The 24,271-nt window shown below is 46.5% G+C and carries 20 protein-coding genes, 1 tRNA gene and 1 other RNA gene; 7 read left to right on the forward strand and 15 right to left on the reverse strand.

The features are described from left to right. Position 1 precedes the first annotated feature (1 nt). The 12 genes from ACMXYN_RS01040 to glnK (ACMXYN_RS01095) all read right to left on the reverse strand — a co-directional run bounded on the left by ACMXYN_RS01040 (position 2) and on the right by glnK (ACMXYN_RS01095) (position 13,804). The gene (locus ACMXYN_RS01040; protein ID WP_415893097.1) at positions 2-1,324 is read right to left on the reverse strand and encodes an N-succinylarginine dihydrolase; all 1,323 of its coding nucleotides are present in this window, start codon (positions 1,322-1,324) and stop codon (positions 2-4) included. Next, positions 1,321-2,817, reverse strand: coding sequence for a succinylglutamate-semialdehyde dehydrogenase (gene astD / locus ACMXYN_RS01045; protein ID WP_415893098.1), 1,497 nt, complete (start codon positions 2,815-2,817; stop codon positions 1,321-1,323). Before astD ends, ACMXYN_RS01040 begins: the two co-directional genes overlap by 4 nt. Continuing rightward, positions 2,814-3,851: an arginine N-succinyltransferase gene (gene astA, locus ACMXYN_RS01050; RefSeq protein WP_415893099.1), complete on the reverse strand. Its 1,038-nt coding sequence runs from the start codon at positions 3,849-3,851 to the stop codon at positions 2,814-2,816. The genes astD and astA overlap by 4 nt, the downstream gene beginning before the upstream one ends. Positions 3,852-3,877: 26 nt before the next feature. Beyond that, complete coding sequence (locus ACMXYN_RS01055) at positions 3,878-4,681, reverse strand: DUF1338 domain-containing protein (protein ID WP_415893100.1); 804 nt, start codon at positions 4,679-4,681, stop codon at positions 3,878-3,880. Further along, on the reverse strand, positions 4,678-5,943 hold the full coding sequence (locus tag ACMXYN_RS01060; protein ID WP_415893101.1) for a hydrolase: 1,266 nt from the start codon (positions 5,941-5,943) through the stop codon (positions 4,678-4,680). The genes ACMXYN_RS01055 and ACMXYN_RS01060 overlap by 4 nt, the downstream gene beginning before the upstream one ends. Positions 5,944-5,966: 23 nt before the next feature. Further along, positions 5,967-7,181 (reverse strand): aspartate aminotransferase family protein, encoded by a 1,215-nt coding sequence (locus tag ACMXYN_RS01065; protein ID WP_415893102.1) that lies wholly within the window; start codon positions 7,179-7,181, stop codon positions 5,967-5,969. 106 nt (positions 7,182-7,287) lie between these two features. Then, positions 7,288-9,345 carry a putative bifunctional diguanylate cyclase/phosphodiesterase gene (locus ACMXYN_RS01070; RefSeq protein ID WP_415893103.1) on the reverse strand — a complete coding sequence of 686 codons (2,058 nt, stop codon included), beginning with the start codon at positions 9,343-9,345 and terminating at the stop codon, positions 7,288-7,290. 315 nt (positions 9,346-9,660) lie between these two features. Next, on the reverse strand, positions 9,661-10,383 hold the full coding sequence (locus ACMXYN_RS01075; protein ID WP_415893104.1) for a glutathione S-transferase family protein: 723 nt from the start codon (positions 10,381-10,383) through the stop codon (positions 9,661-9,663). Beyond that, positions 10,384-11,478: an alkene reductase gene (locus ACMXYN_RS01080; protein ID WP_415893105.1), complete on the reverse strand. Its 1,095-nt coding sequence runs from the start codon at positions 11,476-11,478 to the stop codon at positions 10,384-10,386. It abuts the gene before it with no gap. A 156-nt stretch (positions 11,479-11,634) separates the two neighbouring features. Next, entirely contained in the window at positions 11,635-11,973 is a 339-nt protein-coding gene (gene glnK, locus ACMXYN_RS01085; RefSeq protein ID WP_415889925.1) for a P-II family nitrogen regulator, read from the reverse strand. A gap of 197 nt (positions 11,974-12,170) precedes the next feature. After that, complete coding sequence (locus tag ACMXYN_RS01090; RefSeq protein WP_415893106.1) at positions 12,171-13,427, reverse strand: ammonium transporter; 1,257 nt, start codon at positions 13,425-13,427, stop codon at positions 12,171-12,173. A 38-nt stretch (positions 13,428-13,465) separates the two neighbouring features. Continuing rightward, positions 13,466-13,804 (reverse strand): P-II family nitrogen regulator, encoded by a 339-nt coding sequence (gene glnK, locus ACMXYN_RS01095; RefSeq protein WP_415893107.1) that lies wholly within the window; start codon positions 13,802-13,804, stop codon positions 13,466-13,468. A 285-nt stretch (positions 13,805-14,089) separates the two neighbouring features. Between glnK (ACMXYN_RS01095) and ACMXYN_RS01100 the strand changes: the two genes are divergently transcribed. The 3 genes from ACMXYN_RS01100 (at position 14,090) to ACMXYN_RS01110 (ending at position 17,655) form a co-directional block, all read left to right on the forward strand. Continuing rightward, complete coding sequence (locus tag ACMXYN_RS01100) at positions 14,090-14,344, forward strand: accessory factor UbiK family protein (protein ID WP_415893108.1); 255 nt, start codon at positions 14,090-14,092, stop codon at positions 14,342-14,344. 36 nt (positions 14,345-14,380) lie between these two features. Further along, entirely contained in the window at positions 14,381-16,027 is a 1,647-nt protein-coding gene (locus ACMXYN_RS01105; protein WP_415893109.1) for a diguanylate cyclase domain-containing protein, read from the forward strand. A 113-nt stretch (positions 16,028-16,140) separates the two neighbouring features. Beyond that, complete coding sequence (locus ACMXYN_RS01110) at positions 16,141-17,655, forward strand: YifB family Mg chelatase-like AAA ATPase (protein WP_415893110.1); 1,515 nt, start codon at positions 16,141-16,143, stop codon at positions 17,653-17,655. Between the two features lie 9 nt (positions 17,656-17,664). Here the strand turns inward: ACMXYN_RS01110 and ACMXYN_RS01115 are convergent, their stop codons facing one another. After that, complete coding sequence (locus ACMXYN_RS01115) at positions 17,665-19,383, reverse strand: EAL domain-containing protein (protein ID WP_415893111.1); 1,719 nt, start codon at positions 19,381-19,383, stop codon at positions 17,665-17,667. Positions 19,384-19,640: 257 nt separating this feature from the next. Here ACMXYN_RS01115 and rep point away from each other — a divergent pair, with 257 nt between their 5' ends. Next, positions 19,641-21,650, forward strand: a complete 2,010-nt coding sequence (rep, locus tag ACMXYN_RS01120; protein WP_415893112.1) for a DNA helicase Rep — start codon at positions 19,641-19,643, stop codon at positions 21,648-21,650. Between the two features lie 59 nt (positions 21,651-21,709). Here the strand turns inward: rep and ACMXYN_RS01125 are convergent, their stop codons facing one another. Further along, on the reverse strand, positions 21,710-22,129 hold the full coding sequence (locus ACMXYN_RS01125; protein ID WP_415883153.1) for a c-type cytochrome: 420 nt from the start codon (positions 22,127-22,129) through the stop codon (positions 21,710-21,712). A gap of 327 nt (positions 22,130-22,456) precedes the next feature. Here ACMXYN_RS01125 and ACMXYN_RS01130 point away from each other — a divergent pair, with 327 nt between their 5' ends. The 3 genes from ACMXYN_RS01130 to ACMXYN_RS01140 all read left to right on the forward strand — a co-directional run bounded on the left by ACMXYN_RS01130 (position 22,457) and on the right by ACMXYN_RS01140 (position 22,998). After that, entirely contained in the window at positions 22,457-22,702 is a 246-nt protein-coding gene (locus ACMXYN_RS01130) for a hypothetical protein (RefSeq protein WP_415893113.1), read from the forward strand. Between the two features lie 55 nt (positions 22,703-22,757). Continuing rightward, positions 22,758-22,834 (forward strand) — tRNA-Arg (locus tag ACMXYN_RS01135). Positions 22,835-22,877: 43 nt separating this feature from the next. Next, positions 22,878-22,998: non-coding RNA, RtT sRNA (locus tag ACMXYN_RS01140), on the forward strand. Here ACMXYN_RS01140 and ACMXYN_RS01145 read toward each other — a convergent pair. Next, positions 22,993-24,144 carry a PQQ-dependent sugar dehydrogenase gene (locus tag ACMXYN_RS01145; protein ID WP_415893114.1) on the reverse strand — a complete coding sequence of 384 codons (1,152 nt, stop codon included), beginning with the start codon at positions 24,142-24,144 and terminating at the stop codon, positions 22,993-22,995. The genes ACMXYN_RS01140 and ACMXYN_RS01145 overlap by 6 nt on opposite strands. Positions 24,145-24,271: the final 127 nt, after the last annotated feature.

A 24,271-nucleotide genomic window follows, 5' to 3' on the forward strand; every position in this document is an offset into this window, starting at 1 on the left:
TTTAGTTGTAAAAATTGGGGAGCTTTAACAGTTCTCCCAAGTGGGATAGCGCACTGTGTATCTCTGAAATCAGTCGAGGGTCGCGAAGGTCCTCGAGACTTAGGCGATCCCGGTAGTGTGATCCAATCCAATGTTTCAGAGACTCATATAGTGCAGGGGTTAGCAGTATTCCCTGATGCATAGCGCTTAACTCTTCAACCGTAATTGGTACCGCTAAACGCAGACAAGCTGGACCTCCGCCGTTCTGCATGCTTTGGGTTAGATCGACAAATTGAACCTCGCTGACAGGGTTGTCTGCAGCAATTAACTCTTCGCAGACTGCCGATGCGTTGGTACTGAGTTTACTCTCCATAGGTGCTAGAAGCAGAAGGCTGCAGTCGCTTTTTTGAATTAGCTGACTGTTGAATAAATAAGTACTGACGGCTTCTTGCAGACTCAGATTACTGGAACTGACCTCAAATATCTTAAGTGCATCCTGCCAATGACAACTTTTTAATCTTAAATTATTCAAAACCTCATTTTGCTCTTTAAAAGCTTGTTCATGTAGAAATAAAAAGTTCAGATGGCCTACCGCGACAACATCGTTGTGAAATGCACCGTGGTCTATAGCGATGGGGTTCTGTTGAATCAGTATGCTGCGGTTTTGCTCCAGTTGATGTTGGCGGATAATACTTTCGCTAGCGAGTCGAGTTTGGCGTGCGGGAAAGCGTGTGCTTGCGTTCAATGAGCCTTCTCGTCCATAGATAAATAGATTCAGAGCGTCCTGATCACAGGGCGAGTTTAAGCGGATCTGATTGGCTGCACCTTCATCTGCAAAAATTGACTGTGAAGGCAGAGGGACATGGATGCTAAATCTGTCGTGATCATCAAAACAGGTTTGGAAAAACTGATAGTTATGTTTGGTTTCTAATGATCGATGGATGCTGCTGTTTAAATTTGCAGGGGTGAAGTGTAAGTGTCGATCTCTGGTATCTTGAGATGCTGAGCAGGTTGCGCTGTTAGCTGCCCACATAGCAGAAGCGGAATAACAGGCGGTCAGCAACTGAGGGGCTTTGTGCCAAGCTTGATCCAAGAGTTGCTCGTCGGAGCCTCGAAAGCCCGCAGCATAGAGAAGTGCAAGGTCAGGCCGCATTGGCGGAGGAATGATTCCTTGTGGAATACCAAGCTGATGCAGCATCCACATCTTTTCCAAACCCTGTAATGCTGCGTCTTTGGGTGAAGATATCTCGCCTTGATGCTGGTGTGATGCAAGGTTGCCCTGTGCGAGTCCTGCATAGTGGTGATTGGGAGCGACCAAACCATCTAAGTTAAGCGTTAAACTCATTCATGACTCCAAACATGATCGGCGATATGTAGGCCCGGAGGGAGTTTATCTGGGATATCCATGCTGTCGGCCTGCATAGAGGCAACTGGGTAAGCGCAATAATCGGCGGCATACCATGCACTGGCGCGATGGTTACCACTAATACCGGTACCGCCAAAGGGTCGCGCACTGGATGCGCCGGTTAGTGGCCTGTTCCAGTTGATCAAGCCTGTTCTGACACGACGCTGAAAGTATTCGAATATTTTAGGATCGTCACTAAGTACGCCAGCCGCTAAGCCATAGCGGGTGTTATTGGCTAAGGTTGTTGCCTGCTGAATATCTTGTACACGATAGATCTGAAGGATAGGGCCAAAGTACTCCTCATCATCGGGGTTATCTATTGCTGTACAGTCGATTAACCCCGGTGTTAGCAGGGCTCCTTTCTCGGCAAAGCGTTGCATACTAACCAATGCTTCAGCGCCTTGTTCGATCAGCTTTTCTTGAGCAGTTAGCATAGAGGTCATGGCTGACTGGCTGATTAAAGCGCCCATAAAAGGTGAAGGGTTCTGGTTATAGGTGCCGACCTCAATTTTGATCACGGCTTTCTCTAATGCCGCAATAAACTCATCACCTTCTGTGCCGACCGGTACCAATAAGCGTCGCGCGCAGGTGCAGCGCTGGCCCGCAGTGATATAGGCCGATTGAATTGTGTTATAGACCGCTGCAGCAACATTGGCTGTTTTTGCAACCAACAGAGGATTATTACCGCCCATCTCGAGTGCTAAGATCTTTTCGGGTTGCCCGCCAAACTGTTCATGCAAGTAACAACCGGTGGCTGCGCTACCAGTGAAATAGAGGCCATTAATCTCTGGATGCTGGGCTAAATGCGCCCCCGTTTCTTTTTCACCTTGGACCAGATTAAGTACCCCATCGGGTAGCTCCGCTTTTTGCCAAAGATGAATCATCAGTTCTGCTGTTCGCGGGGTAAATTCACTGGGTTTAAAAACGATGGTGTTGCCCGCTAAAAGCGCAGGCATGATATGGCCATTTGGCAAATGTCCGGGGAAATTATAAGGACCAAATATCGCTACGATGCCATGGGGGCGGTGGCTGAGAATGGAACGTGCACCCAGTACGGTGCTCTCTTCAGTTGGGCAACGTGCTTGATAGGCTTTGATGGTCAAAGCTGCTTTACCCAGAATAGCAGTTACTTCTGTCTTGGCTTCCCAAAGAGGCTTACCCGTTTCTTGACCGATGGTGTCGGCGAGTAGGTCTTCGTGCTCTTTTACCAACTCATTAAATTTTAGAAGGTAGGCTCCGCGCTGCTTTAGCGTGAGTTCAGACCAGTGTGGGAAGGCTTCAGCCGCTGCTGAAACAGCTTGATCTACTTGCTCTTCGTCAGCTGCATAACCCTGCCAGATTCGCTCGTTATTGCCTGGATTCAACGACTCGAGTTCGGAGCCGTTGCCCTGAACCCATTCGCCATTAATAAACAATGATGCTTGTGGTTTCATGGGTGCCTCCCTTTTAGTTCGACCAATCGAATGGTGTCACCGTCTTTTACTTGCAGCATTTCAGCTGTTTCAGGTGTGAGTTCAGCAATGCCTTGATTGGTTTGGCAGTTAGCAAGGCAGCAACGAAAACCTGCTGCACGGGTGTTACTGAGTAGATAAGCTGAATCGGAATCAGTGACTTCAGCTTGTTGCGAAATTCTAATTTTGGCGTAGCGGCTATCTCTAATCGCACGTATTTTTGCCAGTGGTGCCGTGATCGTAGGACCGGCATCGAAGATATCTACATAATTTTCAAAGCGGAAACCTTCATTTTCCAGCATGCGACGAGCAGGTTCAGTATTGGCGTGAACCCGTCCGATCACTTCTTGCGCTTCTTCGGGGAGTAAGTGGATATAGATGCTGTATTTCGGCATCAGTTCGGCAATAAAGACTTTGTTGCCAGAGCCTGTGAGGTAATCTGCTTCTGAGTAGTCCATCGCAAAGAATTTACGTCCGAATCCTTCCCAAAAGGGTGAGCGGCCGTTGTCATCGGAGAAGCCGCGCATCTCTGCGATGACGCGCTCAGAGAAACGTTGTGGTTGTTCTGCCATAAACAGAAAACGACTTTTAGAGAGCAGACTGCCATTTTGTGAGTGACGATGTTCAGGTTTTAGATAGAGGGTACAAACCTCTGTGCAGCCGGTGTAATCGTTACATAGGTAGAGGGTTTTAAACTGGTTATGGATATTGAGCTCGCGAGACGCGTGCACTACGGTACCTACTCTGTAGTGATACCAAGGCTCTTGAAGACCAACGGCTGCTTCAATTCCTGTGGTCCCAACGACTTCTTCAGTTTCACTGTCGATCAGGACAAACAGATAGCTTTCATTGGCGGCTTTCTGAATATCTTGTTTGAGGGCGTTTAAGCTGCGCTCGATTTTATCGGCAAGCAAAGCGCTGTTTTCGGGGAGAGAGGTAAAGCCAGGACCAGATTCGATAGCGATCTGATGTAAGGTCTCTAAATCGTTCATCTCAATCGGGCGAATGTAATACATAGTCGACCTCCTGTTCCCTGAAGTTCCTAACGGCTATCGGTACTTTCGAAGATTTTGTCGGCAGATGCCGCGACAAAGCCTTGGTAGAGAGAGCCATCTTCCAAGGGGTAGCGGCGGGCAAATTCGTAGTAGCAGCCCGGTATTTCTACACTGCTATCACTAAATTCAACCGCGACTTTGCTGGCTAAGGTTGAGGATTGTTCGAGTCGCTCTTCGGGACTACCTTTCACTTCACCACCTGCACTATTGAGTTCGATGGAATGGCTTTTTAAAAACTGATTAACCTCTTCGATGCTGGTGTGCGAAGTGAGTGCGTTGACGAAAATAGTAAAGTGGTTAGGTCTGAAGCCAAAGGCAGCCAGCCAAGCGGCATACTCACTTTGTGCCAGTAATGCTTGGTACTCCTTATAACTGACCTCCCACGGACGACCGCAATAGCACAAGGTATCTGGTGATTGCTGCATAGGATCGAGTTCAGCCACTAAGTTATGCACAAGCAGTTGGTTATCAGTACTGAGCGATTCGGTCATCAGTTGGCTGATAAATATTTTCGGCAGGGCAGGGTCATCATGTTGAAAGTGCTTGGCGTAGAGGTGTTTGTTTGGGAAATGATATTCACCTGCTGCGCGATAGCCGCTATACAGAAACGGTGTGGCCATCTTATCTATATTCACTTCTTCCAGATCAAAAGTACGTAACGCAATATGATCATTGAGTACTTGATAGTTAAGATCGCTGAATAGCTGGTGGATATGGCGAGCTTGAGGATTGAGCTCTAAATAGTCTTGCCACATCTCATCTAGCATTTGGATTAGCTCTTCATTGGTCATTGTGGCCTCCCCTGAGGGCGCAGTCGCTTAAATGGCAATCCTTCACGAGCTATGTGAAAGAGTAGCAGTGCGCTAAGCTGCGCGCGTGAACTCAGGCTAGGTAAATTGATAAATTCATGGGGGCTGTGGATAAAGTTACCGGTCACACCCAAGGTATCTATATTGGGCAAGCCCGCGGTCGATAAGTTATTACCGTCACAGCAGCCTCCCGTTGCACTCCAGGTTAACGTTGTACCCAGCTGTTCTGAGCATTGCTGTACCAGTTGATAGAGTGCGAGATGGGGTTGGTCGAGTTGTTTAGGATAGCGTCCAAAATGCCCATGGAGTTCTATATGGAAGCCTTCTTGTTGATTATGCTGTTGTATAAATTCATTGATGCGTTCAAGGCACCATTCGGCATCCTCGGTTTTCTGAATGCGCACGTTAAATTTACACACGGCTAAATCGGGCACTTTGTTGGTGGTTTCGCCTGCTTTGATTATGCCTGTATTGAGGGTTAAGCCCGGTTTCTGATTGTTTAACGATGCCAGTTGTAGGATCAGTTCAGCGGCTTTATTAATCGCATTCCTACCGGTTTCTGGAGCTCTGCCGGCATGGGCAGAACGACCATGGACAACTAAAGTGAAGTTGCCGCTGCCTTTCCGCTCCCCTGCAAGATTGCCATCAGGTAAAGCAGGCTCGTAGATCAATCCTATGTCATGTTGTTTCGCCGCTTCGGCCAAATAGTCGGCTGATCCGGGTGAGCCGATCTCTTCATCAGGATTTAGGACGACACTCCAACCGATCTGATGAGCAAGTGGGTGCTGCGCTAATGCTTCAAGCGCGGACAGTATGACCAGAATGCCACCTTTCATATCTGCGGCACCGGGTGCGTTTAGTCGGGTGTGGTCTAAGCGAATCGCATGTTGGAAAGGACCATCCACAGGGAAGACGGTATCGGTATGACCGCAAAATAGGATCTGGATCGGTGCGTCTGGGTTGTGGCTGAACTTCCAAAGGGAGCCGAGCGCTTGGTATTCAGCTTTACCTGTGTAATCGATTCGCTCCCACTCCGGCAGTTCCACTCTTTCGCTTTTATTACAGAGTGGGGCAAACAGCTCTTGGTATTTAAGGCCGACCTGATTGATCCCTGCAGGATTAAGTGAGCCGCTATTGATCTCAACTAACTCAATAAGTTGTTGTTCTCTTAGGTGCTGTTGGGCGCTGATCTTATCGAGAAGATCACGTTCTAACTGATCTAGTGGTTCGACAGATAACTGCATAATTAACCTCTAGCACTCTCAGTTCAGGCCTGTTGGTTAAATAACTGCATTGTGCGATTGAAGCGTGCCAATCCCTCTTTAATGTCGGCTTCGGGAATAATCAGTGAGGGTGTTAGGCGAATCACATTTAAACCTGCAACGAGCACCATCAGTCCTGCTTGTTGCGCTAACTCTAAAAACAGCCGTGCTTTGCCTTGGAATTGATCGCTCAGTTCACAGCCGATTAATAGGCCTTGGCCGCGAATATCCTTAAATAACTCTGTTTTCTGATTTAATTGCGCAATCTGTTGAGTGATCTGGTGATGTTTATGGAACACTCCATCGAGCACCTCAGGCGTATCAACAATCTGTAGCAGCTTGAGTGCTACTGCACAGCCAAGAGGGTTGCCGCCATAAGTACTACCATGACTACCGACGTTAAAGGACTTGGCGATTTTCTCGGTACTCAGCATCGCCGCTATGGGAAAGCCTCCACCTAAGGCTTTGGCGGTGGTTAAAATATCGGGAGTAACTTGGCTGTGTTGATAGGCGTATAGCTTGCCAGTACGACCCACACCGGTTTGTATCTCATCAAAAATAAGCAAGGCATTGTGTTCAGAACATAGGCTTTTGGCAGCCTGTAAATACTCAACGGTGGCGGGTGTAATACCACCTTCACCCTGAATAGGTTCGATGACTACCGCACAGGTTTGATCGCTAATCTGCTGCTCTAACGCAGCGATATCATTAAAAGGCACATGAGAAATACCCGCAGGTACTGGCTCAAATCCTTCACGATACTTAGGTTGCCCACCTACTGACACGGTAAATAGGGTGCGTCCGTGAAAGCTGTTATTGCAACTGATGATTTCGTGCTTATCCGCACCAAAATTATCGTATGCGTACTTTCGTGCGAGTTTAAATGCAGCCTCGTTTGCCTCAGCGCCCGAATTAGCAAAGTAGACTTTTTCGGCAAAGGTTTTATCACAGAGCGCTTGGGCTAATTGCAGTGCAGGTTCATTGGTCCAAACATTACTCAGATGCCATAACTGATCCGCTTGTTGATGAAGCGCCGCAGTCAGTTCTGGATGGCAGTGGCCTAAAGCATTAACAGCAATACCGCCAGCGAAGTCGATGAACTCATTACCCTGCTGATCCCATACTCGAGAGCCAAGCCCTTTTACAGGAATCATCTGTTGCGGTGCGTAGTTAGGCACCATGATTTGATCGAACGTTTCCCTATCAACATTGGAGGACATAGCTTGTCTCCTCTACTGCATAGATAAGTCTAAGTTTAGACCTTAACGGCAAAAAAGCGTTGTAGAGGCAATAGGTTAAGGGAGGTAGTACTTGGGAAATGCTGTCTTAATGGCTGTTTTTAACGTCTTTGCGATCACCCTCAACAACAGAGTCGCTAGCGCCGCAGAAGTACTGAGATTCACGATACTTTTTGTTGAAATCATCAAAGCTTAAAGGGTGACTGACTAGAAAGCCCTGCATGGTATTACAGTTTTGTTGCTGTAAAAAATCCATCTGCGAGTGGTTCTCAACCCCTTCTGCAACCACATTCAAGCCCAGCTGTTTGGTCATGGCGATAATGGTAGACGTTATCGTCATATTATCTTGGTCTTCGGGAACTTGATGTAAAAAGGAGCGATCAATCTTTAATAGATCGACAGGCATCTTGGTTAAATAGCTTAGAGATGAATAACCAGTGCCAAAGTCATCTATAGCGAGGCTTATTCCCATGCTTTTGATGCGTTTTAGGGTATTGATTGCGGTTGGCATATCACGCATAAGCATGCTTTCTGTTATCTCTAGTTCTAGCCACTCTGGAGCAAGTGAGGCTTTGGCTAAAGCTTCAGATATCTGAGAAATCAAAGAGGGATCATCAAATTGGCGCACAGATAAATTTACGCAGACTTTTATCGGAGGTAAGCCTTGAGCCTGTATTGATTTAGCCGCACGGCAAGCTTCTTCAAGTACCCAACGGCCAATTGGAATGATTAAACCGGTTTCTTCAGCATGGGGAATAAACTCATCAGGCGGTACATTGCCATTGACAGGGTGCTGCCAGCGAAGCAAAGCTTCAACTGCCGTGATGCGACCATCCAAGGCGCATATCTGCGGTTGATAAGCCAATGATAGCTGGTTGCCAGTTAAGGCGTTTCGTAGATCATGTTCGATTGTGAGTATGCGTTGTGCATCTTCATTCATCTGGTCAGCAAAGAAAGCATAAGTGTTCCTACCCTGTCTTTTTGCATGATACATAGCTAAATCTGCGTTTCTTAGCAGGTCGCTGGCATCAACACTATCGTGACCAATTAACGTAATTCCGATACTGACGGTGACACTCAGCTCGTGAGGACCAATCTGCATGGGCTGGGACAGCAACGATAGTACGTCGGTGACGCGGTTGATTATCTCCTCACGGTCTTCGCAGTCTTGAAAAATCACTGTGAATTCATCACCGCCAAGGCGGAATACAGAGGTTTGGTGACGAGTACAGAATTTTAAGCGGCTCGCTATGGTGGTTAGAAGTGCATCGCCAGCTTCGTGCCCCATAGTGTCGTTAATCTGCTTAAAATGATCTAAATCGAGTAGCAGTAACGCATGCAGTTTGTCACTGACTGGGTTTTGTAGATATGTATCTAGAGTGCGACGGAAGTTTCGACGATTCCCCAGCTCTGTTAGCGGGTCGAAGTAAGCCATTTTCTCTAGCTGAGCATCGTGCTCTTTTATTTGTGATATGTCTTCACTGACAGACACAAAGTTAATGATATTTCCCAGCTCATCATGAATAGGCGAAATATTTTGTAAGGACCAGTATGTCGAACCATTTTTGCGTTTATTGAGTAAGGTGCCACGCCACTGCTGATGGTTAAGGACAGTGCTCCACAGCTGTTTGTAAATGTCATTTGTGGTTTTTTCGGAGCGTAGAAAGTTTGGTCGCTTACCGAGTATTTCATGACCTCCCCAGCCAGTGATTTCGCTAAAACGGCTATTGGAGTATTCGATTTCACCTTGGGCGTTGGTGATCACAACTGCACTACCGGTATTCTCTACGGCATTACGGAACACCTTAAGCTCTCTTGCCTGGCGTGCACTCTGACTTGAGTTACGCAGCGTTATAAATACTTTCCGACCATCAGCTTTGGTAACTATAGTGAACTCGACACGTAGCTGGACACTATCTCCTTGGGAGGAGAGTACGATATGGGTGTCGTAAGAATCTCTATTCTGCGCAAGTAACCCCATGACGTGAGGGCGTATCGCGAGTTTAAAATCTTCTGGAAGTGTGTTGTTCTGAGATTCGCCTACTCTGTCCCAGATTAAGGTTGCAGCGTAAGGATTGCAGTGCAAACAGTTAAACAGATCATCCAGCACAAGCACACCAATCGAGGATTGTTTAAACCAATCCATTGGAATCGTGCTGTGATTTGAGAGGTATGATTCTGTTTTTTGCATAGATTTTGTTTGAATTCTTTAATTCGACCTATGCATTTTGCTCCAAAAACTGTTGGAATGATTTAGATGTTTAATAAAGTTGTAACTGGTTTGATATGGGTCAATTTTAAGCGATGAGCAAAGTGAATTTTTTATGAATGTTTTAGCCTAAGGTATAAAAAAATCTAATATTACATCGAGTTATCGCTTGTTTTTGAGGATTTTAAATCTTTTTGCTTGTTTTAGTTTTCAGGGTAAAGCTCAAGTTATGCTTTACCCTGAACAGAAAATCTAAGATTTTTTTGATAGGCTGTTCCAGCCTTTTTGAACAGATGGGCGCTGATTGAATCTCTCGATATAAGATCTAACTTGTTTGAATTTTTCTATTTCAGTTTCTTCTCCAGCACGGTAAACACGCTCTATCGTATCTAGCCAAGGCACAATGGCGATATCTGCAATAGAGAAGTCTCCAGTGATCCAATCCTGATCTTCTAGCTGCTTTTCGATCACATTAAGTAGACGTTTTGCTTCGTTGATATAACGCTGTTTTGGTCGTGGATCTTCAATTTCACTACCGGCAAAGGCGTGAAAGTAACCCAGTTGCCCAAACATGGGACCGACGCCTCCCACTTGAAACATCAGCCATTGCAGTACTTTGGCTTTTTCTGTGGCGTTATTACCTATGAGCTTGCCGGTCTTTTCGGCTAAGTACACTAGAATAGCTCCGCTTTCGAACAGACCAATAGGCGAGCCTTCAGGGCCTTGAGGGTCGATTATTGCTGGGATTTTATTGTTCGGGTTGAGAGATAAATATTCCTCACTTTTGACATCGCTTGCTGCCAGCGTCACACGATGTGCTTCATAAGGAATTTGTAGCTCTTCAAGAGCAATGGATATCTTCACGCCATTCGGTGTACCGAGCGAATAGAGTTGCAGAATTTCAGGATGTTGCGCTGGCCAGCGTTTAGATATGGGGTACTGATCAACGCTTGGGTAATCTTTAGGATTGCTCATTTATGCGCTCACTAAGTCTGTTTGGTCTAAGAAGGGATAGTCGTTATAGCCTTCAGGGCCAGATGTATAAAAGGTGTCGGGGTTAGGCTCATTGAGTTCGGATTCCGTCTGGAAACGAGCGACCAAATCAGGATTGGCGATAAAAGGCACACCAAAAGCAACAGCGTCTAGCTGTTTATCTAATACCGCTGAATCTGCTTCTTCATAGCTGTAGCCCATATTGCCAATAAGGTTGCCTTGGTAGTGTTCTCGGGCAATTGAGTTAACATCGCCTTGTTGTTCTCCCAAGAAGTCACTGCGCATAAGATGCCAATAAGCGAGTTGGTAATGATTTAGCTTTTCGGCGAGCCAGAAGGTTGTACCAACGGGATCGCTATCTTTCATGCTATTAAAGCCATTTAAAGGTGAAGTGCGGATGCCCACTTTGTCGTTACCCCATACTTCACAAATAGCATTTAAAACTTCGAAGATAAGGCGAGCTCGATTCTCTAAGCTGCCGCCGTATTGATCTTCCCGTTGGTTCGTTCCATCGCGTAAGAATGAATCAAGTAGATAACCGTTGGCTGCGTGAAGCTCGATGCCGTCGAATCCTGCTGCTTTGGCGTTGATTGCTGCCTGTTTGAAACCTGCGATAATTTCGGGGATCTCATCCAACTGCAGCGCGCGGGGCGTTGTGTAGGGCTTTATACCATTAGGCGTATGCACTTCATCTTCGATCGCGATAGGGCTTGGAGCGACCGGCTGAACGCCGTTATTTAGATCTGGGTGGCAGGCGCGACCGCCATGCCATAGTTGCACAACAATCTTACCGCCTTTTTGATGCACGGCATCGGTGACTTTTTTCCAGCCAGCTATTTGCGCTTCTGAGTAGATGCCGGGTTCATTGATAAAGGCGCTGCAGTTTTCCATCACCATGGTGGCTTCAGTAACAATCAAACCTGCTGTAGCACGATCAGCGTAGTGCTGAGCCATTAATGGACCAGGAACATGATCTGTGTCTGCGCGGGCACGGGTGAGAGGTGCCATCAAAATTCGATTGGATAGTTCGATACTGCCCAGTGTAATAGGGCTGAATAAGATAGGTTGTGTAAGCATAATTGGCTCTTTGTTAGTTGATCAAAACGTTGATGACTTAGGTAAAGAGCTTTAATTTGAACGAAAGTTCAATTTTGAATAAAGAAATTATTATTGGAATAGAACAGGCAAAAAAAAAGCGGCTTAATAGCCGCTTTTTTTGAAATATCTTTTTGCTTATAGCGCGTCAGGACCGCTTTCGCCTGTACGGATACGGATTACCTGCTCTAGAGGAGAGATAAAGATCTTACCGTCACCGATTTTGCCTGTATTCGCAGTCTTGCTGATCGCTTCAATCACTTGATCAACCATGTCGGTGTCTACAGCAATTTCAATTTTCACTTTTGGAAGGAAATCAACCACATACTCTGCACCGCGGTACAATTCAGTGTGGCCTTTCTGACGACCGAAACCTTTTACTTCAGTAACGGTAACACCTTGGATACCAATTTCAGAAAGCGCTTCACGGACATCATCCAGTTTAAACGGTTTAATCACCGCAGTGACCAGTTTCATAATGCTATTCCTCAGTTGGGCTTGCTCATTCTATGGCCTGACGACCAAGCAGCAAATGTAACTATAGTGAATTATGCGTCTTAGTATACCTAGATAATCGCAAGATGGTATATGAACAGTGTATTGGATCATGTGATTGCTAGGTGCTAGTGACGCAAAAAGGGCGCTTAGCGCCCTTTTAATGTTTTAGATCAAACTTACTTGCCAGATGTAAACTCTGGGTAAGCTTCCATACCACACTCAGAGATATCCACGCCTTCGTACTCTTCTTCTTCCGATACGCGTACACCCATGATTGCTTTAAGAGCTAACCAAACTACTAGGCTTGTACCGAATACCCAAGCGAAGATAGTTACTGCACCGATGATCTGACCAGAGAAAGATGAATCGCCATTTGTTACTGGTACTAGTAGCAGACCTAGAAGACCTACAACACCGTGAACAGAGATCGCACCAACAGGATCATCAATTTTTAGTTTATCTAGCGTTAGGATGCTGAATACAACCAGCGTACCACCTAGTGCACCGAACAGAGTCGCTTGTAGTGCCGTTGGAGTAGATGGTTCAGCAGTGATAGCAACTAGACCAGCTAGTGCACCGTTAAGCGCCATTGTTAGGTCAGCTTTACCGAATAGTAGGCGAGCTACGATCAGTGCAGCGATCACACCACCTGCTGCAGCAGCGTTGGTGTTCATGAATACAACAGCAACTGCGTTAGAGTTCTCTACATCAGAAGATGCTAGTACAGAACCACCGTTGAAGCCGAACCAACCCATCCATAGGATGAATGTACCTAGTGTAGCTAGAGGTAGGTTTGCACCTGGAATAGCGTTTACAGCACCGTTTTTAGCGTATTTACCTTTACGAGCGCCTAGTACTAGGACACCAGCTAGGGCTGCAGCAGCACCCGCCATGTGTACGATACCGGAACCTGCGAAGTCAGAGAAACCAAGGTCGCCTAGGTTGTAGAAACCGAATACATCGTTACCGCCCCAAGTCCAAGAACCTTCCATTGGGTAGATAACACCTGTCATTACTACAGCGAATGCTAGGAAAGCCCATAGCTTCATACGCTCAGCAACTGCACCGGATACGATAGACATTGCTGTTGCAACGAATACTACCTGGAAGAAGAAGTCTGCAGATGGCGCGTAAGTTGCTGGTTCTTCAGCACCTGTGAAGCCGTCACCAGTGATGCCAGAAAGCATGTAGTCACCGCCGTACATGATTGCGTAACCGCAAACCAAGTACATAGTACAAGAGATCGCATATAGAGCGATGTTCTTGGTTAGGATTTCAGTTGTGTTTTTCGCACGAACTAAACCCGCTTCCAGCATGGCAAAGCCTGCTGCCATCCACATTACTAAAGCACCGCACACTAGGAAGTAGAAAGTATCTAGTGCGTATTTAAGCTGGGTAACATCACCCGCTGTTGAATTCAGTAGTTCTTCCATTGGTTTATTCCTCCAGAAGCAATCAATAAGTCAAAAAATTAAAGGGCTTCCGTACCGGTCTCACCGGTACGAATACGCACAACTTGTTCTACTGGCGTTACAAAAATCTTGCCGTCGCCAATCTTGCCGGTTTGAGCTGCGTTGCTAATCGCTTCTACAACCTGATCTACAATCTCATCAGAAACTGCAGCGTCTACGCGTACTTTTGGTAGGAAGTCGACTACATATTCCGCACCGCGGTAGAGTTCTGTATGACCTTTCTGACGACCGAAACCTTTAACTTCAGTTACGGTAATACCCTGTACGCCAATTTCAGAAAGTGCTTCTCGTACATCATCCAATTTGAATGGTTTGATGACAGCGGAGATCATTTTCATATTGTTATCCCCCGTGGGTTTAATTCTGTGCTGAGGCGGTAATCGCTAAGCAAATATTTAATTTGTGTTTGCATAGGTGATAGCGAAGGTTGTGCCATGTTTTAATTTTTCTTTAATATCAATTAGTTATGGTGTTGTTGGGTTTTTTTGTGGGGTGGCGTGCTGTTTTATAGGGCAAGTTGTTGTGCGCCATAATGGGCTTTTGCACTAATGTGGTGCGCGGTTGAATGGTGCAGGTTTGTTGTTATAGTGACAGGCAATATTTATTTGTTAGGGGGGAGTGGGATGATTAATCCACAACTAATAGAAGGCTTGAGTGAACAGTTTTCTCAATTGCTGTCTGGTGAAAATAAGCTTCCAGGGCAAGATGAGTTACAACAGCAGGTGAAAGCGGTATTGCAGGGTACATTTGATCGTCTGGATATAGTCAGTCGTGAAGAGTTTGATGCCCAGAAAGCCGTATTGCTGCGCACTAGGGAAAAAGTAGAAACTTTAGAGAAGCAAGTTCAGACATTAGAAGAAGCATTACAGGATAAGTAACCATCCTCTTAATTTCGCTAGCTACGTAGGTTAAATATGGATCATTTTGAACAGCAGTTATTCCTTCGTTCGCCTCAAGCAGTCCTCGTAACGGATCAGGCCAATAATATAGTGCAGGCTAACCCCGCATTTACCGATATCACCGGTTACAGCTTAGATGAAGTGAAGGGCGAAAATCCGCGCTTTCTTGGGGCACGGGAATTAAATGATCCATTTTATGAGGATTTATGGCTTACCGTCAGCAGCGATGGCTGCTGGCAAGGCGAACTATGGAATAGGCATAAGGATGGTACGGTTTATCCTGCGTGGTTCAATATTATGCGTTTGGAGAACGATCAGGGCTTAGTCACAGGTTATATGGCTCAGTTCTTCAATATCAGTCACCTTAAGAAAGAGATGAATGCCATCGTGCAATCAGCTCAGTTCGATGAACTGACTCATCTGCCTAACTGGGATATGTTCCAAGATATCTTGGCGAAACGCCTAGAGCAAAGTAAGGCGCAAGGCGAGCAGTTAGCTGTGATGCTGGTCGATCTGGACCGGTTTAAGTGGATCAACGATAACCTAGGTCGCAGTGTTGGCGATAACTTGCTCCAAGAAGTGGCACGCCGCTTAGGTGGTGTGGTGCGCGGCGATGATGCCTTGGCGCGTTTAAGCAGCGATGAGTTTGTCATGATGATTCCACTGGCTGATGGTGTTGAATCGGCACTTAAAGTTGCGCAGCGAGTGGTTGATCAGTTGGCTCACGGTATTTTTGTTGAGCATCGTGAGATCTTTATCAGCGGTAGTGTGGGTATCTCTGTCTATCCTGATCATGCTGAGCGCCCGAAAGATCTGGTGAAAAAAGCGGATGTTGCGATGTACGCAGCAAAACAGGGTGGACGTAATACATTCCGAGTTTACAGCGAGTTGATGGAGCGCAGTAAAGGGCCCCAAATCTTACGAGAAGAAGATCTGACCCAAGCGATCGTTAGCGGTGCTATCCAGATGACTTACTTGCCGGTTTATAGCATCTACAGCCACCAAGTGGTCGCAGTACATGCGCGTCCAAGCTGGATTCATCCTGAACTGGGACAGATTCCATTAGCTGATTTCTCTGGTCTGCTGCAGAGCCCCGAATCCTTGCAGCATTATGAACAGTGGCTCGATCTAGAGCTGCGTGGTTTAGATGTAGTGTGGGAGCGATTTCCTAAACTGCGTTTTGTCTCTTTCCGTATCGAAAGCCAGCAATTGCAGAGTAAGGAAGCGGTACAGCGCTGGGTATCTCAGCTCAGTCATTATCAGCAGCAGGGCCGTTATATGGTTGATGTTGATATCAAAACTGCGCTTGAATACGAAGGTCAGCTGTTTGACTTGTTAACCAGCGAAGCGCAATTGTCTGTTAGTGGTTTTGCTTGTGAAAGCCCTATTTTGGAACAGCTGCAAGAGATCCAACCTGATCTGATTAAACTGGATGCCGATCTGATTATGGCGATGGGCAATGATGAAGGACGTCAGAAGATCGTTGATACCGTCTTAGATATGGCAGGCCAGTTGGAGATCGAAGTGTTGGCTGATGGTGTTGCTACTGCGGGTACCCGCGGTCAATTGATGGGGCAAGGGTGTATGCTGATGCAAGGGCGTTACTTCGGTACGCCGTTGTCCTTAGAGCAGATTTTGGATCATTTAGCCGTAGAGCATTAAAGAAATAATGAGCTTCAGGGTATGGAGAATGCTCTGTAGCTATGCAAAACAGTACGCCAGAGCGATGCAATTGCTTCTGGTGTCTTAATTAACTCTTCCAAGGATGGAAGCTTATGTCTTTAGCGATAGCGTATACGCGCGCGCAGGTCGGAATTGATGCGCCTGCGGTTACTGTCGAGGTCCACCTGTCTGGTGGCCTTCCGAGTTTTTCAATAGTTGGGTTGCCTGAGGCAGCGGTAAAAGAAAGCCGTGAACGGGTGCGCAGTGCTCTGATTAATTCAGGTTTTGAATTTCCTCAACGTCGAATTACGGTCAATTTAGCTCCTGCGGACCTGCCAAAAGAGGGTGGGCGTTACGATTTAGCTATTGCTGTAGGTATCTTGGCGGCTACCAATCAATTGCCAGCCAAATCATTAGCTGATGTCGAACTGATTGGCGAATTGGCCCTCTCGGGTGAGTTACGGCCCGTGACTGGGGTTTTACCGGTTGCGCTTGCGTGCCGCTCCGAGCAGCGCCATTTGTTGCTACCCGAGATGAACCAAAATGAAGCGTTGATGGCCTCGGATTTATCTGTATTACCCTCAGGTCATCTCCTGCAAGTCTGTGCGCATCTACAAGGCTCTGAGCTAATTCCAGTTGCGCAGGCACAAGTCCAACCTTTTACCTCAGATGGTTCTGGGCCTGATCTGGGCGATGTCAAAGGGCAGGCGCAAGCAAAGCGCGCTTTAGAGGTGGCAGCCGCGGGCGGTCATAATATTTTGCTTGTAGGGCCGCCAGGCAGTGGCAAGAGTATGTTGGCTAATCGTTTGCCGGGTTTGTTACCGCAGATGACTGAGCAGGAAGCGCTGGAGGTGGCTGCGGTTTACTCTATCACTCAAAGTAGTAGTGATACACGTTTGCCCCGAAAACGCCCTTTCCGCGCGCCGCATCATACAGCTTCGTCTGTAGCGTTGGTCGGTGGTGGTGGAAACCCGAAACCGGGTGAAATCTCATTAGCGCATCAAGGTATTCTTTTCTTGGATGAGTTGCCTGAATTTAGCCGCAAAGTATTGGAAGTGCTGCGTGAGCCGTTGGAATCGGGTGAGATTTTAATATCGAGGGCTGCACGGCAATCGACGTTCCCTGCCCAATTTCAGCTAGTAACAGCTATGAACCCATGCCCTTGTGGCTATTATGCCGATGGTACAGATCGTTGTCGCTGTAGTCCTGATCAGATAAGGCGTTATCAAGGCAAGGTGTCTGGGCCGTTGTTAGATCGTATTGATCTGCAGTTGAGCGTTCAGGCGCTGTCACAGCAGGAGATGATTGAAATCCCCCAAGCCCAAGAGTCCAGCCAGTCTGTGCGTGAAAGAGTCGTGAAATCTCGCCAAGTTCAACTCAGTCGCCAAGGTGTACCTAATCAGGCATTAACCGGGCCGCAGTTAGAAACGCTCTGCCAGATAGAGCAAAAAGACAAAGAGATGCTCGCTAAAGCATTAGAGAAGTTGCAGTTGTCGGCGAGGGCTTATCATCGTGTCTTAAGGGTGGCGAGAACTATTGCGGATTTAGCTGACTCCGAGAAGGTCGAGCGTTCACATCTAATGGAAGCGTTAAGTTATAGGGTCGCGGCTAGAAGTAGTTTGAATTGATTGGCTGAATTACTGGCGTTGTAACAGCATCTGTTTGAAGTCGCTAAAGCTAATCGGCGGACTGTAATAATAGCCTTGTATCTCATCGCAATCGTGCTGGATGAGGAAGTCTAGCTGCTCGCGGGTTTCTACCCCTTCAGCAATGACCTTGATGTTCATATTTTGTGTAAGGCTGATGATCGAGCGGACAATCTCAGCGGCTTCACTGGAATCCTGAACCTGACTGACAAAGGAGCGGTCAATTTTAAGTGCGCTAATCGGCAGTTTGTGCAGCAAAGAGAACGACGAATAGCCAGTGCCAAAATCATCTAGGGAGAAGGTTATTCCCTCTTCAGATAGGGTATTCAGACAAGCGCGTACATGTTCTTCATCACTAAAGATTGCAGACTCAGTAAGTTCAAATTCCAGTACGGATGTATCGATCTGTTCCTGCTCGATAATACGCTTAATCATATCGACCAGCATATCGTCTTTAAACTGGCGGAAGGATAGGTTAATACCGAGTTTGTCGATGGTTAGCCCAGCGCTTTTGAGTTCTTGAAGGTGCTGGCCCGCTTGGTAAAGAATCCAGTAACCAATCGCGACAATCATACCGTTGCTTTCGCACTGAGGAATGAAGTCTGCAGGCATGATTAAGCCACGTTTAGGATGTTGCCAACGTATCAGTGCTTCGGCTCCGGATATTTTGCCTGAGCGAAGATCAATTCTAGGCTGGAAAAACAGCTCGAATTGTTTAGAGCGAAGCGCTGGCATAAGCTCCGCTTCCAAGTCATTCGGATTATTTGTATCTACATCCATACTTGGACGGTAGCAAGCATAACTACAGCCATGAATCTGTTTCGCATTTAGGCGAGCACGACTCGCGCGCTGATTAAGTAGGTCAACATCGTTGGCATTATCTGGAGCTAGGGCAACACCAATACTGCAGTTTAGCTGTGTTTCAATTTGATCATGCTGATAAGGTTGTTGCAGGGAAACGATCAGCTTGTTCAGGTATTCACGAACTGCTGCTTTCAGATCGATGTTAGTGGAAATATCGATAATGATAGCGAACTCATCACTGCCTAAACGGGCAAAGAGCTCGTCATTATTTAGACTGCCCTGAATGCGCTTACCCATCTCGGCTACTACCTGATCTCCCGTAGTAAAACCGTAGTGAGTATTGAATTTACGGAAATCGTCTAGATCGATGGTAATAAGCGCAAGGTGATGCTTTTTCTCAGCTAAATAATTTAATTTTCGTAGCAGTGATTGATAAAAAAACTGACGGTTGCCTGCTGTAGTTAAGGTGTCAGAGTGGCGTAGTTGCTGGATCTCTGCATTCTGCTTGGCGGATTGCTCAGCATGGCGCAATGTACGCAGCAATAGGTCAGCATTTAGGGTATTCGTTGATAAAAAATCAGTGGCTTTGGCTTCAATCAGAGCCAAACCTTGTTCCTCGCTGATGTATTGGTTTAACACAATAATCGGGATGTGTGGAACAGAGCTGTAGATGTCGGCGATGATTGCGCTGCAAGGTAGAGGGCTGACGTTTTCGCTGAGAAGGATAAAATCGATATCAGAAAGATGTGCGCGTGCTAAGGCTTCGACCTGATCTTCGCAATACAACAACTGATACAATGGAAAACGCTCCAGTATCGATTGGATTTGCATGCGGTTTTGCTGGTATTTATCGACCAGTAAAACCTTTTTATGTTGACCGGGTAACTGTCTCAGCGCTGAGCGCATCACTTACTTCCCCAACTTAGATCTACTACACGACACAAATCTTGCTACTGGGTATCTCCCTAAAAAGCGATTCGTGTCATAATTACCTATCAGCTTAATGGCAGATTAACATTCTGGAATACAGATTTAAACAACTGTTTTAATTCATGTATTTCAATAGCTTAACTGTGTTTTCTAACCGGATTTCACGGCGTCATAAAAGCACTGTATCGGCTTGTTTGAGCGAAGCTTTAGTTTTTTTGAAGGTTTTTTAAAAAATGTCACGATTAAATCCACGTCAGAAAGAAGCAGTGGAATACATAGGCGGCCCATTATTGGTGCTTGCAGGTGCCGGTTCGGGTAAAACCAGTGTAATTACTCGGAAGATTGCTTACCTGATTAATCAGTGTGGTATTGCTGCGCGCAATATTGCAGCGGTGACATTTACCAATAAAGCTTCACGAGAGATGAAAGAGCGTGTGATGTCTCTGCTTCAAGGCGGGGATGCCAAAGGCCTGACGGTCGCGACCTTTCATAACCTTGGTTTGACCATCATTAAACGTGAATATAAAGCGCTGGGGTTTAAGCCGGGCTTCTCTATTTTTGATGATCAGGACACTAAAGCATTGCTGAAAGACCTGATGCTGCAAAACAATGAAGAAAGCGATCAAGTGGATATGGTGCAAAACTGTATATCCAATTGGAAGAACGAGATGCTCACGCCCGATGAAGCACTCGCTCAAGCTCAACTTCCACAAGATATTTTGGCAGCGCGTGCTTACGAAAGTTACGAACAGCACCTACGTGCTTATAACGCTGTAGATTTTGATGATCTGATCCTGATACCAGTACGCCTGTTTGCTTCTCAACCTGATGTGTTGGAACGTTGGCAGAACCGTCTTCGCTACCTTCTGGTGGATGAGTATCAAGACACTAACTTGTCCCAATATCGCTTGGTAAGACAATTGGTCGGCCATAGGGGCGCTTTAACGGTGGTAGGAGACGATGACCAGTCGATCTACGCTTGGCGTGGCGCGCGCCCAGAAAACCTTAACCAGTTAGAGCACGATTATCCAAGCCTTAAAGTGGTTAAATTGGAGCAGAACTATCGCTCCACCAGTTTGATCCTAAAAGCAGCTAACACGTTGATCGCCAACAACCCTCACGTCTACGAGAAGACCTTGTGGAGTGAGATGGGGATGGGTGACCCAATCAAAGTTATCCACACTCGTAACGAAGATGCCGAGTGTGATCGTATAGCGATGGAAATTACCGATCTACACCTGCGTAGAAATGTGCAGTTTAAAGATATGGCGATTTTGTATCGTGGTAACTTTCAGGCGCGCTTGTTGGAGATGAAGCTTCAGCACTACCAAGTCCCATACAAGTTGAACGGCGGAACCTCTTTCTTCTCCCGTGCTGAGATCAAAGACTTGATGAGTTATCTCAAGGTTTTGGTCAATCCTGATGATGATAACGCCTTCCTGCGAATCATTAATCTACCGCGTCGAGAGATCGGCCCGAGCACACTACAGAAGTTAGGGCAGTACTCTTTAGAGCGTCAGATCAGCATGTTTAGTGCTTGTGATGAATTGGGCTTAGAGCAGGTGATGCCGGCGAATGCCGTTGAGCGTTTACGCCGTTTCTGTACTTGGATGCAGCATATCTATCGGCAATGTCACAGCGGTGATCCGATTGCGGCTATTCACGAGATGATCCGTGATATCGACTACGAAGGCTGGATTGTGCAAAACAGCTCCAGCGAAGCGATGGCTGAAAAGCGGATGCAGAACGTCTGGTTCCTGATCGAATCCTTAAAGTCGACATTGGAGCGCTTACAAGAAGAAGATCCTGATGCCGGTATCCAAGAAGCGATTAACCGCTTGATGCTCATCGATATGCTGGATCGCCAAGAGGAAGAAGACGACTCAAACCGTGTGCAGTTGATGACTTTGCATGCTTCCAAAGGTTTGGAATTCCCTCATGTCTACCTAATGGGCATGGAAGAGGAGTTACTACCGCATCGAAACAGTATCGAAACCGATAATGTCGAAGAAGAGCGTCGTCTTGCCTATGTAGGGATCACCCGCGCTAAGCAGTGCCTAACAATCACTCTTGCTAAACAGCGTAAGCAATATGGCGAAGTGATGGACTGCATGCCGAGTCGTTTCTTGGATGAGCTGCCGCCGGAAGATCTTGAGATCGAAGGGGCAGGAGAGAAATGCCAAGTGCAAAACCAGAAACGTGGTCAAGCCACGTTGAATAGCCTTAAGAATCTATTCGACTAAAAACTGCAGACACAAAAAAGGCCGCAATCGCGGCCTTCTTTATGCTCAGAACTAAGTGATTACTTAGCGCTGTCTAGCATGTGCTGAATCGCACCTTGGATCTCTTCATCAGAACAGTCAGCACATAGACCACGTGGTGGCATTGCGTTGATACCGTTGATAGCGTTCGCTAGAAGAGTTTCCATGCCTTTGCCTGCACGGTCAGTCCAGTCAGCAGAACCGTACATTGGAGCACCAGCGGCGCCAGTTGCGTGGCAACCTGCACATTTAGCTGTGTATACTTCTTCAGCAGAACGAGCTGCACCACCAGCAGGTGCTGCCGCAGGCGCGCCACCACAAGTGTCATCGCCTTCGATACAAACAGAACCAACTGCCTTGATTCGTTCAATTACTGCTTCATCGTTAGAAGTAGCTTGTACAGATGCGCTAAGAGCAACACCTAGACCTAAAGCAACTAAAGCTGAAGTGATTTTTTTCACAGTCACGACCTCTCAATCAACCATAAATTGTTATATGGGCAGCGTGGCCTGTCAGGATGCCCGGCCTCAAGAGGTGCTCAGGGGCGGATATTCAGACACGACTGCTCAAAGTTTCACCGGCTGCGGATTATAGCGATAAATAATCACAACTGAAATGGGGCTTTGGCAGTGGAAGCACTTATCGGCCCGATTTGAGTAAATATTTTGATCATTCTCTATAAAAAGGGCGAAAAACAGGCATCTACAGGAGATAGATCAACTTAAAAACATGCATTTAAAGAAATCTTGTTTATACTAAGGTCTAAACTCTTGGTTAGGGAATCTGAAATGTCCAGCAATGGAATGTCTGAAACATGCGCTTGCATCCAAGCAGACGCAAAGCCGGAAGAGATGGAAAGCTTTAATCTCCTGAGCGCTATCCCCAATCAACGCATTTACCGTTGTGGCAACTGCAACGCATTCCTTGCCTACACCGAAAAGACCCAAGAGTGGGAAGTCCTCCTACAAGGTGATTTAGAAACCGAAATCAAAACCTTGTATCGACCTGAACCGACAGACGTTACTTTCGAATAATACTTGGCGAATCATATAGGCATGGGTAGAATACTGCCCGCAAACCTTCTTGAGTGCGCCTGTAGCTCAGCTGGATAGAGTAGCAGGTTCCGATCCTGTTGGTCGGGGGTTCGAATCCCTCCAGGCGCGCCACTTTTTCTATCGCAGTAATCTATCTCCTCGCACTTCGGCTGATTTAATGTACCGATCTGGAGGGTGAGACCCCCCGATGGGTTCGAGCCGAGCGAAGCGAGACAACGGAGCGTAGCGACGGCCCGAAGGGTGAGCGCTAGCGAATAATCCCGTCTTTTCTATTTCGTCACCCTAATCAACTTCCCATTTCCCTCATCAGTCAAAATATAAATAGCCCCTTGTTTATCAACTTCTATATCCCTGATTCGGACATCCAAATCTTCCAAATAACGATGTTCTTCGTATTTTTGATTCGTTTCTGAAGAACTAGAAGCCTTGGTAAGTCGATTAAGATGGCTGCCTTTTAATGCGCCGATTAGAAAATCGCCTTGCCACTCTTTGAATAGGTTTGCTTCATAACGGATCAAACCTGACGGAGCGATGGAGGGAACGTAATAATATTCTGGTTGCTGTATCCCTTTTTTATGCGTGCCTTCACCAATCGATGGCCCCCAGTACTCCTTACCGTAAGTAATGATCGGCCAGCCGTAGTTTTTTCCTTTTTGGACTAAATTCAGTTCGTCTCCACCCCTAGGGCCGTGTTCATGGATCCATATATTGCTTTGAGAATCGATAAACATTCCCTGTGGATTTCTGTGGCCATAGCTGTAAATGCTTTCTGGGATAGGCTTGCCTGATTTATCAGTCATGCCTATAAATGGGTTGTCTTTTGGAGTGCTGCCATCTTTGTTGATGCGATGGATTTTCCCCGCGTGATCAGACAGATCCTGAGAGCGGTAGCGCTGCCCTCTATCACCCACGCTGATATATAGGTTGTCATTTGCTAAGGCGAGACGTGAACCATAGTGATGGACTTTGCCGCTGTAAGGGAGGGCTGTGAATAATACTGTCCAATTGACTAATTCGAGGTCTGGGCTCAGTTCGGCAGAGGCTACGCGAGTGGTCGATCCTTGCGATCTGTCTTGATGACTGAAACTGACATAGAGCTTTCGATTGCTTGTAAAAAGAGGGTCACTGAGCACGTCTAACAGCCCGCCCTGACCATCCGGGTTAATATTTTCAGGCCAGCCGGTCACTTTCTGTTTCTTGCCTGTGTTTGTATCGACAATCCAACCACCAACCTCTTTTTCTGTGATCAGCAATTCATGATCACTTACCCATGTCATGCCCCAAGGGTAGTTGATGCCTTTAGCTATAACCTTTGTATTTAGGTTGGTTGTTGCTGAGACGGACAGTGATAAAGACAGCCCTGCTATAGCTGTAAAAACTACACCAAGAATAGGTCGTTTATATAAGTTTAACGCTCTCATCAAAATGGCCTCATTGAATACGTTATTGGCTGGTGATGAATGATTAAGATTCGTACGTCATGTTTTTAGAGATCAGATCATTAAGATTAGTTTAAATCAAAAGTAAGTGAGAGAACGGTTTTCTCAT

The sequence above is a fragment of the Neptuniibacter sp. PT8_73 genome, assembly GCF_047778045.1.
Lineage (GTDB): Bacteria > Pseudomonadota > Gammaproteobacteria > Pseudomonadales > Balneatricaceae > Neptuniibacter.

Bases quoted from the DNA above. Each gene is read 5' to 3' on its own strand.
- ACMXYN_RS01080 (WP_415893105.1), bottom strand. From the start codon at position 11,478: ATGCTTACACAACCTATCTTATTCAGCCCTATTACACTGGGCAGTATC.
- ACMXYN_RS01055 (WP_415893100.1), bottom strand. From the start codon at position 4,681: ATGACCAATGAAGAGCTAATCCAAATGCTAGATGAGATGTGGCAAGAC.
- astA (WP_415893099.1), bottom strand. From the start codon at position 3,851: ATGTATTACATTCGCCCGATTGAGATGAACGATTTAGAGACCTTACAT.
- rep (WP_415893112.1), top strand. From the start codon at position 19,641: ATGTCACGATTAAATCCACGTCAGAAAGAAGCAGTGGAATACATAGGC.
- ACMXYN_RS01145 (WP_415893114.1), bottom strand. From the start codon at position 24,144: ATGAGAGCGTTAAACTTATATAAACGACCTATTCTTGGTGTAGTTTTT.
- ACMXYN_RS01075 (WP_415893104.1), bottom strand. From the start codon at position 10,383: ATGAGCAATCCTAAAGATTACCCAAGCGTTGATCAGTACCCCATATCT.
- ACMXYN_RS01040 (WP_415893097.1), bottom strand. From the start codon at position 1,324: ATGAGTTTAACGCTTAACTTAGATGGTTTGGTCGCTCCCAATCACCAC.
- glnK (WP_415889925.1), bottom strand. From the start codon at position 11,973: ATGAAACTGGTCACTGCGGTGATTAAACCGTTTAAACTGGATGATGTC.
- ACMXYN_RS01115 (WP_415893111.1), bottom strand. From the start codon at position 19,383: ATGCGCTCAGCGCTGAGACAGTTACCCGGTCAACATAAAAAGGTTTTA.
- ACMXYN_RS01065 (WP_415893102.1), bottom strand. From the start codon at position 7,181: ATGTCCTCCAATGTTGATAGGGAAACGTTCGATCAAATCATGGTGCCT.
- ACMXYN_RS01130 (WP_415893113.1), top strand. From the start codon at position 22,457: ATGTCCAGCAATGGAATGTCTGAAACATGCGCTTGCATCCAAGCAGAC.
- ACMXYN_RS01100 (WP_415893108.1), top strand. From the start codon at position 14,090: ATGATTAATCCACAACTAATAGAAGGCTTGAGTGAACAGTTTTCTCAA.
- ACMXYN_RS01105 (WP_415893109.1), top strand. From the start codon at position 14,381: ATGGATCATTTTGAACAGCAGTTATTCCTTCGTTCGCCTCAAGCAGTC.
- ACMXYN_RS01070 (WP_415893103.1), bottom strand. From the start codon at position 9,345: ATGGATTGGTTTAAACAATCCTCGATTGGTGTGCTTGTGCTGGATGAT.
- astD (WP_415893098.1), bottom strand. From the start codon at position 2,817: ATGAAACCACAAGCATCATTGTTTATTAATGGCGAATGGGTTCAGGGC.
- ACMXYN_RS01110 (WP_415893110.1), top strand. From the start codon at position 16,141: ATGTCTTTAGCGATAGCGTATACGCGCGCGCAGGTCGGAATTGATGCG.
- ACMXYN_RS01090 (WP_415893106.1), bottom strand. From the start codon at position 13,427: ATGGAAGAACTACTGAATTCAACAGCGGGTGATGTTACCCAGCTTAAA.
- ACMXYN_RS01060 (WP_415893101.1), bottom strand. From the start codon at position 5,943: ATGCAGTTATCTGTCGAACCACTAGATCAGTTAGAACGTGATCTTCTC.
- glnK (WP_415893107.1), bottom strand. From the start codon at position 13,804: ATGAAAATGATCTCCGCTGTCATCAAACCATTCAAATTGGATGATGTA.